The organism is Candidatus Omnitrophota bacterium, assembly GCA_028715965.1.
Taxonomy (GTDB): Bacteria; Omnitrophota; Gorgyraeia; order Tantalellales; family Tantalellaceae; genus JAQUQS01.
On sequence record JAQUQS010000017.1, the window covers coordinates 25252 to 35319 of the forward strand.

Genomic DNA, 10068 nt, shown 5'->3' on the forward strand with positions numbered 1-10068 from the left:
ACCCTTTTTGAAACTTATTAAATCTACTTAATAACATAGTAAAACTGGTCAAGAATAAGTATCTAAATGACTTAGCTGCAATACAATATATCACTTTTTGTGTTCCTGGATCATATTAATTATACCTTATAAAAATGAGAATATAGTCTTTAAAATCTTGATTTTTTATACCCTAACAGTTCGGCGCTTCGGAATAAAAGGTTTATCAAGGTAAAAGCGTAAAAAGTCTGGATAAGGCGTGTTGTTCTGTAGTTGTTTATTTTCGGGTAGTTATAAAATTGATACGCTCTATGTGAGAGGTCTTCACCCAGCCGGATTGATGGCTTTCGTTCATCCGTATCTTACACCATGATCCATCCTGGCGAAGAATAGTGACCTTCATGCCATCATATACTGGAGATACGATCGCGCTCTCCTCGCTGGGTCCGTACCTCATATCCGCGATAGGAGTGACAATAAAGGCCGTTTTGTGAAAATGCTCGATCTTTATCCGGAATAAACCCATGAAAGAAAAGAACAGTACCAGCAATGCGACCAAATATATATCACCGCCGTAAACCTTGATCCTTTTCACCTTATGTACGAATGTCAGGGAAAGTATAAGCAATAAGCATATCCACATACCAACGGCCACTTCTCCTATCGAGAGCAATGCAAGTAAATGTGTCCCTTCCCTCCTCAGGGGATTCTCCGGGACGTTCGTGTCCCGTCGCTTCATAAGGCTTCGCGCCAGTGAAAGGTTAGAGAGCGCGTCACTATCCCGGGGAGAAAGCACCAAAACACGCTCATAATTCAATATAGCCTTACCAATACGGCCTATGCGAAGATATGAGTTCCCAAGATCATAAAAAATATTATCCGTCATGGCCCCTCCACCGATAAGGGATTCAAAGACTTCACACGCCTTGGCGTATTCCCCGTTCTCGTAATGATCTATCGCGTCCTGGAAGGTACCGGCACTTTCGGCCCCAGCTACTACCGATGCGCAGAGCAAGAAACAACTGATCATGAATATAGCGTTCTTTCTCATAATTCCCCGAACCCGTTAAGATAACTGATAATACGTTCCACAAGCCTGAAAATATCCGCCATGTTCTTTTTGTTATGCGTGTAACGCGTATATCGCGCCAAATAACATTCAAAAAATACGGTTTTAATATCCTGAGAGACCTTACCCCCCTCATCCCCCGGTATGATCTTGTGCTCGATAAGCTCTTCTGTTACGGTTTCAACTGGAACCCCGTAACGAATACCCAGATACCCTTGGAGCGCCCTGTATATAGTGTCATAATATAGAACGCTGTTCCCGCTCTTGAGGCACCTCTCCGCCTCCCGCATCATCGTTCTTGCTTTCCGGGACGCATGATATGCCCGGGAAAAAGGAGAATCCTCACGTAATTTTCTCTGCCAACTCTCGCCAGCAGACAATATCCCGAATAAAACTAACGGGAAGACCATTGGGACCATAACACGTCCCATCCCGAAAAAATATATATCATGCGTCCCACTTTTCCCGGGAGACCGTTCGATATCCACCATAGCCGCAAGTACGTCCTTTTCCCCGACCTTCTCTTGCTCCGGATTTGCGACCTTAGAGCCTTTCACTTTTATATGAAACGGGCCAAGAGGCACGGAATGGTATTTTTCCGTGTCCGGATCGAAATACGAGAACGGCATTACGCGTAATTCAGTTAACGACGCATCTTCTATTTTAAAAACCTCATTGAAAGTCACGGTTTCGCCAGATTCACTTGTTCTTTTTGCCGGAAAAGCTTTTACCCCAACGGTCTCCGCCTTTTCAGGCAGCCGCACAGACGCCATATTGCCTTTTCCTTCTATCCTGACAGTAAGTGTAATGGTATCTCCGGCATCTAGTACATCTTTATCCACTTCAGCCACTGCCGAAAAAGAACCGACCGCCCCACCAAAACCTTCAGGCTTGCCATCTTCGGGGAACGGCAATATCTTCAACTTTACGGTCCCACTTTGCTGTACGGTTTCCCTACTGCCGGCCCTGCCTATGTAACGGTCATAGAAAGTACCGTTGTCGTTCAAAAGCTCTCCCTTAGGTTTCGATATGAGCATAGTAGCCTGGACCGGACCAAAGACTATGTCCCCGGGAAACGGCACAAAAATATCCTTGCTGAACTTCAATATAGCTGTCCGTTCACCTTGCTCTCCGATTATTTCCGACCCCGTCTGTTCGTAATTCGTGCCGATATACCCTCCGGGGGCACTGTCCGAAACAGTTATATTTTCCACATCAAGCCAGTCCGTGAACAAAAGCACGTTCACCTTTACCACCTGGTTAAGGAAAAATTCTTTTTTCGGGATATCGAGTTCCAACCATATATGCCCCCCCAGGTCCACTTCTTGGTCAATATTTTTCCCGATGTCTCGGCTCCCACCACGTTCAATGTCCCCAGAAGACAACAGCTCAATGTCATCCGTTCTGGCCATGCGGTTATTAACTTTTATGGATAGCGGCCCAATAAGGAATTTACCCTCACGAGTTGGTGTCAAATCATATATCAGTCGCGTACACACATCACCATTATCGGAAACAAATCCCGTCCTTTTCGTTATAAAACGGGTCCTAAGTCCTTCTATAACCGGAATATCCGGCACTCCTTGCACATCATCCGAAGGTATATCGATAAAAAGCGACACCTTTCTTCCCGGAGCCGTTTCTTTAGTATTTAGCTTCAAGCGGATGACATCCTCTGCGGCAGGCCCTGCATCATGATGGAACACTATCGCCAGAGTAATGACGCCACACACAGCAATACAACGGCAATGTTTAAGAACAGCCACTCCCATATCTTCTACCAGTCTTTGTCAACTTTCTTATTGTATGTCGGTTTAACGTTCCTGATTATCTTTGTCGGCGCCTCGCCGTTCCAATATGATTCGATCACCGTATACGCGCTATTCTCATCCTGCATCTGTGAGTCCTTATTCTGTCCGGGACCGACACTTCCTTCTACCGCGGACACCTGCCCCGGGCCAAGATATTGGGACATACCGGGATCCGGTCCTTTATCGGAATATGGCATAACTGCCACTTTGCCCTCCACAACACTGACCGTTGTGCGATATTTACCTTTCGGATAGTCGTCTTTATTGAATTTATTATCCCGCTGGTCTTTGGAGGCAGGTTGTCCCTGACCTTGTCCATCTTGCGGCTTCCGCTCTTCCTGGCCACCCGGTGTATTTTGTTCTCCTGGGCCTTCTCCTTCGCCGCCTTGTTGTCCTTGGCCCTTACCTTCGCCTTGCCCGCCTTGCGACTTTTGCTGCTGTTGATCCTTACCTTCGCCTTGGCCGCTTTGCTGCTTTTGTTGCGTATCTCCCTGACCCTGGCCACCTTGTTGTTTCTGGTCTTGCCCCTGGCCCTGACCACTTTGCTCCCGCTTTTGGCCCTGTCCCTGTCCTTGGCCTTTTCCCTGACCACTTTGCTCCTGCTGTTGGCTCTTACTCTGTCCTTGTTCACCTGGCGACTGCTGTTGGTCCGTACCCTGTCCTTGTTCGCCCTGTGACTGCTGCTTTTGGTCCTGTCCCTGTTCTTGCCCGCCTTGCGACTTTTGCTGCTGTTGATCCTTACCTTCGCCTTGGCCGCTTTGCTGCTTTTGTTGGGTATCTCCCTGGCCTTGTCCGCCCTGTTGCTGCTGTTGTTGCGTATCTCCCTGCTCCTGTCCACCTTGCTCCTGCTGTTGGCTCTTACCCTGACCCTGGCCATCTTGCTGCTGCCGATCTTGCCCCTGACCCTGACCGCCCTGTGACTGCTGTCCTTGATCCTTACCTCCGCCTTGGCCTTGTCCCTGCCCACTTTGCTTCTGCTGTTGGCTCTTACTCTGTCCTTGTTCACCTTGCGACTGCTGTTGGTCCGTACCCTGTCCTTGGTCGCCCTGTGACTGCTGCTTTTGGTCCTGTCCCTGTTCTTGACCGCTTTGCGACTTTTGCTGCTGTTGATCTTTACCTTGGCCTTGTCCCTGACCACTTTGCTCCTGCTGTTGGCTCTTACCCTGACCTTGGTCACCCTGTTGCTGCTTTTGTTGATTATCTCCCTGGCCCTGACCACTTTGCTCCTGCTGCCCGTCCTTACCTTGGCCCTGTCCGCCCTGTGACTGCTGCTTTTGGTCTTGCCCCTGGCCCTGGTCACCCTGTTGCTGCTTTTGTTGGTTATCTCCCTGGCCCTGACCACTTTGCTCCTGCTGCCCGTCCTTACCTTGGCCCTGTCCACCTTGTTGTTTCTGGTCTTGCCCCTGACCTTGGTCACCTTGTTGCTGCTGTTGTTGATTATCTCCCTGGCCCTGACCGCCCTGTTGCTGCTGTTGTTGCGTATCTCCCTGCCCTTGGTCACCTTGTTGCTGCTGTTGTTGATTATCTCCCTGGCCCTGACCACTTTGCTCCTGCTGCCCGTCCTTACCTTGGCCCTGTCCGCCCTGTGACTGCTGCTTTTGTTGCGTATCTCCCTGACCCTGGCCACCTTGTTGTTTCTGGTCTTGCCCCTGACCTTGGCTGCCTGGACCTCCTAATGGTGGAGGGGAAGAACTCTTTTTCCCCAACCGTTCTTCCAACTTGTTCTTTCTTTTTTGCGCTGTCATGAAATTGAATTTTATATCGCGATCGCGGTCATCAACGTTCATAGCCTTCAGATAATAGTCAATGGCTTTTTCGCACATGGATATGGCTTCTTTCAAGTCCTGTTTTTTTTCCACATCCTCACTAAGCCTGTAACAGACATTTCCGAGGGAAAAGAACGCGTCCCTCTCTAACCTCACATCTTCCGTGCTTAATGCCCTGACAAAAGCTTTTAACGCGGGTTCGTACTCTTCCATTTCATAGTAAACGCACCCCACGTTGTAATTCAGGATATCGGACCCCGGATCCTTTTTAAGCATTTCCTCATACACCTGGGAGGCTTCAAGGTATTTTTTCTCGGAAAATAATTTATTCGCGAACTTAACGAGCTCTTTTTCCGGCGACCGCAGAGCCAGAGAAAAAAAACTGCTGACCACAATAAACCCGATCACCCAGACTTTTTTCGAGTATTTACTCATTTTCCACCACCGCAGACAGGATAATTTCCGAGATAAGAAACAATATCCCGGCAAGTAGGAATAGTTGATATCTCTCTTTAAGTACTTTGGTCTTCGGCTCTTTTGATATGCTTTTAGTGAACCGGGACCTATAGTCATCATAGATAGCGTTCAGGCCCAGATCTTCCTGGCTGGCCCGGACATAGATCCCACCTGTATCTTCAGCTATGCCTTTCAGGACATCCTCCATAAGCCGGGACTTAACAAGGACCCCCTGGCTATTCTTGACATAGGTCATTTGGCCTTTTTCATCCAATACCGGGATCAGATCGCCCTTATCAGTGCCAATACCTATGCAAGAGACCGTCACGTTCTCTTTTTTCGCTTCCTGGATCGCCTTTTCAATATCGCCTTCCGTATTATCCCCATCTGTTATCAACACCATCAGTTTGTTTTCCGCGCCTACAGCTTTATACGCTTTTAACGCTTCATCTATCGCGCTTGGGATAGACGTGCCTCCCGTGGGAATACTATTAGTATCAAGGGAATTTACCGCCAGTATATACCCGCTATGGTCCATCGTGAACGGACAGAGGAGAAAAGCCTCACCCGAGAATGCAATTAACCCTGTCCGGTCCCCACGAAGTCCCTTGATAAAATGCTTAAGCTCGTTCTTTACGAACGTCAGCCGATCCGGCTTAATATCAACGGTAAGCATGCTTTTCGATGTGTCCACCGCCACGAGAAGATCAAGCCCGGCCTTCTTGTTCTCCTTCCAGAAAAATCCCCATTGAGGACGCGCAAGAGCGATGATGATGAGAGCCAATGCGGCAACCTCAAGACTGTAGCGTAAGAGTCTCCTATCCCGGCTGTAAAATGGTATTATCTTGGGCAAAAGTTCCGGCTGCGCGAATTTTGCCAAGATCTTCGTCCGGTTCTTAGCCGACCAGGCGATAAATACGACCAACAGCGGCAACAAACACGCCAGGACGGTCAATATCACAGGATCAGCGAAATGCATGCTCATGGCACCTTCCTGAAGAACGTATTACGCAATATACACTCAAGTAAAAGCAGGAATAATCCCCCCCACAGAAAATAGGAGAATACATCGACGTACTCGAGATAACTCTCCTGTTCGATCCTTACTTTTTCAACCGCATCAATGTCCTTATAGCTTTCTTTCAGTGTCGCCATATTTTCAGCCCTGTAATATTTGCCGCCGGTAGTAGCCGCTATATCTTCGAGCTGTTTTTCATCGATCGCGACATTTCCACCCTTGTATACTTTCCTGCCGGAACCATCTCCCGCGAACTCGAGAGACTCGTCGCTGACCAACCCGATAGTGTATATCTTTATCCCTAAAGCTCTTGCGGCTTTAGCCGCGATCAAGGGTGGTACCTTACCGTAGTTGTTAATGCCATCTGTAAGCAAAATGATGATCTTTCCTTTCGCTTCTACGTCTTTCAGGGAATTTAAGGCGGATAATATGCCTGACCCGATAGCCGTACCGTCCTTGATCATTCCGACCTTCAACCTGTCTATCGACCCAACAAGCCATTCATGGTCGAATGTCGGCGGACAGGCGACAAAGGCCTCCGCAGCAAAAGCCACAAGCCCTATCATGTCATCTTTCCGGGTCCGCGCAAAATCTATAGCTACACTTTTTACAGCGTCAATACGGCTGAGATCCTTTACATTCTTGTCGCCCATGATCCCGATATCCTCAAAACCCAGTTTGACATTTCCTGCCGTCATTGTGCTGGAGCAATCCACTGACATCACTATTGCTATCCCTTCTTTCCTGATCACACCCTCTTTGTTGAACTGTGGCCGGGCAAGTCCCGCTATGAGAAGCAGCAACGCCAGCCACCTGAGCAGATAGATGTTGCGGGCGACAAAGGCCCGAAGGTTCCCACGCAAGGCGCGTACGGTATGGTCAGCCGGGAAAATTATGCCACTCACATGTCCGCGCATACGCAGCAATATGAACAACGCGAGCACGACGAACAGAAGCGATAAAGCTAGAGGTGTCCTGAATATAATGGTCATTTTCCCTGCTCAGTTTCCTTGGTCCTTTTTATGAATCCTATTTCTTTTTCCAACCCCGGGTCAAGCTTTTCGCTCTTATCGCGGCCTACAGAATATTTAACCAGGTCGAGCGACCGGAACTTCTCTTCGAGAAAGCTCTTATCCTCGGGGGACAATTTGGGCAAAGAATTGACATGGGACACTATCTCCTCAGTGGTCATAGCCCTTCGGGGAAAGTCGTAGCGTTCCTGCAGGTATAACAGCAGGCATCGGTAAAGCAATGCGGCGAATTGTTTGCCCTTGCCTTGTTCTATAAACCTTTTACTCTTTAGCTTTTTAAACCTTCGAAAAGCCATAATATGCGCGGGTTGGGCGAGCTTTTGCCCTGCCCTTCTCATGGCAAAGGACAAGACAATGATCACAGCTACCACGAAAGGGGTCACGACCAGATACAAGAATGATCTTATCATTATATCCTTGTTGGTCCGCACTTTTCGCGGCCCCGGGGTCTCTCTGATGTAATACCTTATCGGCGCTGTTATCGCCCCTCCCATGCGTTCTCCGCTTTTACCGTGCGCCATGCCCACCCTCCCGTCAAAGATCCCCTCTCCGGTCTTTATCTCCTCAGGGGAAGTAGGGTCCTCTTTCAATATTTTCCTGACAGCGGCTTTCCCGGTATCAATAGTGATCTCTTTTTTTTCTCCTTTTTCCAAGTAACGGACACTTACGTCCGGCAGCGTATAGGTGCCAGGGAACAAATAAGTGAGCTTCATCCGCCTCAGGATAGTCTGCCTGCCCCGGGACACGGTCTTATCAACCACATTTTCTCTTATATACACATCCCCAGGATCCACAACATCCACCTCGTCAACCAAGATCCCGGGACCCGCCGACACCAACACCCTAAGAGATAGCGTCTGTCCGATATCAATGGTCCTTGGGCGCACCTTCACGGATACATCTAAAGGCCGTTTTACATGCAAAAATACGCCCGTCGCCACTATGATAATTAATATAGCAGCTAGGCCGTAGTAACGCATCGACCTGGGTCGTTCCGGCATATCCACCTACAAGCCTCTTTTCTGTTTACGGTGTGTAAAAAAATCGACCAGAGCAGCTTCATATGGTTTTGACGTATCGACAATGATCCTGTCGATGTTCACGGAATAAAAAAGCTTTTTCCTCCTACGTTCCATCTCATCCGCCTGTTCCCGGTATTTTTCGCGTATATTGATGTCAGAAGTATCCAAATAATAGGCTCTGCCGCTTTCCGGGTCCTTCAACTCGATAATACCCGCATCGGGCAGCTCCCGTTCCCGCGGATCGATTATCTGTACAGCCACAAGATCGTGCTTTTTCCCGGCGATAGATAACGGTTTTTTCAGGCCTTTATCCTGGAAATCCGATATCAAGAATGTAACGGTACTTTTTTTTGTAAGCCGCGACAGATATTCAAGCGAAAGTGATATGTTCGTTCCGATCCCTTGCGGCTTAAAATACAAAGCTTCCCTGATTATCTTAAAAACATGCTTTGTACCTTTCCGTGGCGGAAGATACCTTTCTATCCGGTCCGTGAACACCAAGAGGCCTACTTTATCGTTGTTCTTTATAGCGGACGCGGCGAGAACGGCACACACTTCAGCCGCGAGGTCCCTTTTCAGGTGATTTACGCTTCCAAAACGGTTCGACCCGGACACATCAAGGAGCAGCATTATGGTAAGTTCCCGTTCTTCGACAAATTTCTTGATAAAGGGCCGGCCCATACGTGCGGTAACGTTCCAGTCGATAGAACGTATCTCATCCCCGGGGAGATATTCGCGCACCTCCACGAACTCCATACCCCGCCCTTTGAATACGCTTTTATATTCGCCAGCGAATATATCCGTGGCTTTTTTCGCGGTCGTGATCTGTATCCGACGTATTTTCCTGAGTATCTCAGCCGGTATCATTCAAAGATCCCCCTTGAACCGGAACCCTCATGGAATGGGTATTTTGTCAAATATGGTCTTGATAATATCCTCCGAGGACATCTCTTCGGCTTCAGCTTCATAGCTGGGCATTATCCTGTGACGCAAAACATCATATCCTATCTCCCGTATATCCTGAGGAGTAATGTACCCGCGTCCTCGTAAGAACGCGAACGCCTTGGCGGCAAGCACCAGCGCTATCGTCGCTCTGGGTGAAGCTCCCAGCTGGATAAGGCTCTTTAGATCCTTAAGACCATATTGCTCCGGACGCCTCGTGGCGAATACAAGATCAACAATATACCTTTTTATCTTGTCATCCACATACACCTCATCGACGATCTCCCTCGCTTTTAGAATGTCTTCCGGCGTCGCTACAGGAGAAACCCCGGCCTTTTTTCTGGTATTTCCCATCCTGTCCAGGACCACGATCTCCTCGTCCGGCTCAAGATATGATATCTTGACCTTCAGCATAAAACGGTCAACTTGGGCTTCCGGCAACGGATAAGTCCCTTCCTGATCGATCGGGTTTTGTGTCGCCATTACCAGGAACGGCTCCTCTAATCTGTAACTTGTGGTCCCTATAGTGACCTGCCTTTCCTGCATAGCCTCAAGAAGAGCTGCCTGCACCTTCCCCGGCGCGCGGTTTATTTCATCCGCAAGGACTATATTGGAGAACACCGGCCCCTTTTTTACTTCAAAAGTACCTTCCTTTGCGTTGTATATAAGAGTACCCACGATATCGGCTGGAAGAAGATCAGGCGTGAACTGTATGCGCTGGAACTGTGCTTTAATAGCCTGGGATAGTGTCATTATAGACAACGTTTTTGCCAATCCGGGCACACTCTCGACCAGTATATGGCCATTGGCCAGAAGCCCGACCATGAGCCTCTCGATCAGGTATTCCTGCCCCACTATAACGGTGCGTATCGCTCCCGTAAGTTCTTGTATCAGACGGCTTTCATTTTTAACTTTTTCGTTTATCCGGTCCCGATCAGCGTCCATGATACCCCCTTTCAAAAAAACATACGCCT

Annotated in this window: 9 protein-coding genes; all 9 read right to left on the reverse strand. The window is 48.6% G+C overall.

The window, feature by feature from the left end; all coding sequences use genetic code 11:
• Positions 1-256: 256 nt before the first annotated feature.
• Positions 257-1030 (reverse strand): SH3 domain-containing protein, encoded by a 774-nt coding sequence (locus tag PHH49_06950; protein MDD5488676.1) that lies wholly within the window; start codon positions 1028-1030, stop codon positions 257-259.
• Positions 1027-2709 carry a hypothetical protein gene (locus PHH49_06955; GenBank protein ID MDD5488677.1) on the reverse strand — a complete coding sequence of 561 codons (1683 nt, stop codon included), beginning with the start codon at positions 2707-2709 and terminating at the stop codon, positions 1027-1029. The genes PHH49_06950 and PHH49_06955 overlap by 4 nt, the downstream gene beginning before the upstream one ends.
• Before the next feature lie 116 nt (positions 2710-2825).
• Positions 2826-3023, reverse strand: a complete 198-nt coding sequence (locus PHH49_06960; GenBank protein MDD5488678.1) for a hypothetical protein — start codon at positions 3021-3023, stop codon at positions 2826-2828.
• Positions 2984-4486: a hypothetical protein gene (locus tag PHH49_06965; protein MDD5488679.1), complete on the reverse strand. Its 1503-nt coding sequence runs from the start codon at positions 4484-4486 to the stop codon at positions 2984-2986. Before PHH49_06965 ends, PHH49_06960 begins: the two co-directional genes overlap by 40 nt.
• Before the next feature lie 566 nt (positions 4487-5052).
• Entirely contained in the window at positions 5053-6066 is a 1014-nt protein-coding gene (locus PHH49_06970; protein MDD5488680.1) for a VWA domain-containing protein, read from the reverse strand.
• The gene (locus PHH49_06975) at positions 6063-7091 is read right to left on the reverse strand and encodes a VWA domain-containing protein (protein ID MDD5488681.1); all 1029 of its coding nucleotides are present in this window, start codon (positions 7089-7091) and stop codon (positions 6063-6065) included. Before PHH49_06975 ends, PHH49_06970 begins: the two co-directional genes overlap by 4 nt.
• Positions 7088-8131, reverse strand: coding sequence for a hypothetical protein (locus PHH49_06980; GenBank protein MDD5488682.1), 1044 nt, complete (start codon positions 8129-8131; stop codon positions 7088-7090). The genes PHH49_06975 and PHH49_06980 overlap by 4 nt, the downstream gene beginning before the upstream one ends.
• Before the next feature lie 6 nt (positions 8132-8137).
• On the reverse strand, positions 8138-9019 hold the full coding sequence (locus PHH49_06985) for a DUF58 domain-containing protein (protein ID MDD5488683.1): 882 nt from the start codon (positions 9017-9019) through the stop codon (positions 8138-8140).
• Between the two features lie 27 nt (positions 9020-9046).
• Positions 9047-10039 (reverse strand): MoxR family ATPase, encoded by a 993-nt coding sequence (locus PHH49_06990; GenBank protein ID MDD5488684.1) that lies wholly within the window; start codon positions 10037-10039, stop codon positions 9047-9049.
• Positions 10040-10068: the final 29 nt, after the last annotated feature.

Bases quoted from the DNA above. Each gene is read 5' to 3' on its own strand.
- PHH49_06960 (MDD5488678.1), bottom strand. From the start codon at position 3,023: ATGTCCCAATATCTTGGCCCGGGGCAGGTGTCCGCGGTAGAAGGAAGT.
- PHH49_06985 (MDD5488683.1), bottom strand. From the start codon at position 9,019: ATGATACCGGCTGAGATACTCAGGAAAATACGTCGGATACAGATCACG.
- PHH49_06980 (MDD5488682.1), bottom strand. From the start codon at position 8,131: ATGCCGGAACGACCCAGGTCGATGCGTTACTACGGCCTAGCTGCTATA.
- PHH49_06970 (MDD5488680.1), bottom strand. From the start codon at position 6,066: ATGAGCATGCATTTCGCTGATCCTGTGATATTGACCGTCCTGGCGTGT.
- PHH49_06950 (MDD5488676.1), bottom strand. From the start codon at position 1,030: ATGAGAAAGAACGCTATATTCATGATCAGTTGTTTCTTGCTCTGCGCA.
- PHH49_06975 (MDD5488681.1), bottom strand. From the start codon at position 7,091: ATGACCATTATATTCAGGACACCTCTAGCTTTATCGCTTCTGTTCGTC.
- PHH49_06990 (MDD5488684.1), bottom strand. From the start codon at position 10,039: ATGGACGCTGATCGGGACCGGATAAACGAAAAAGTTAAAAATGAAAGC.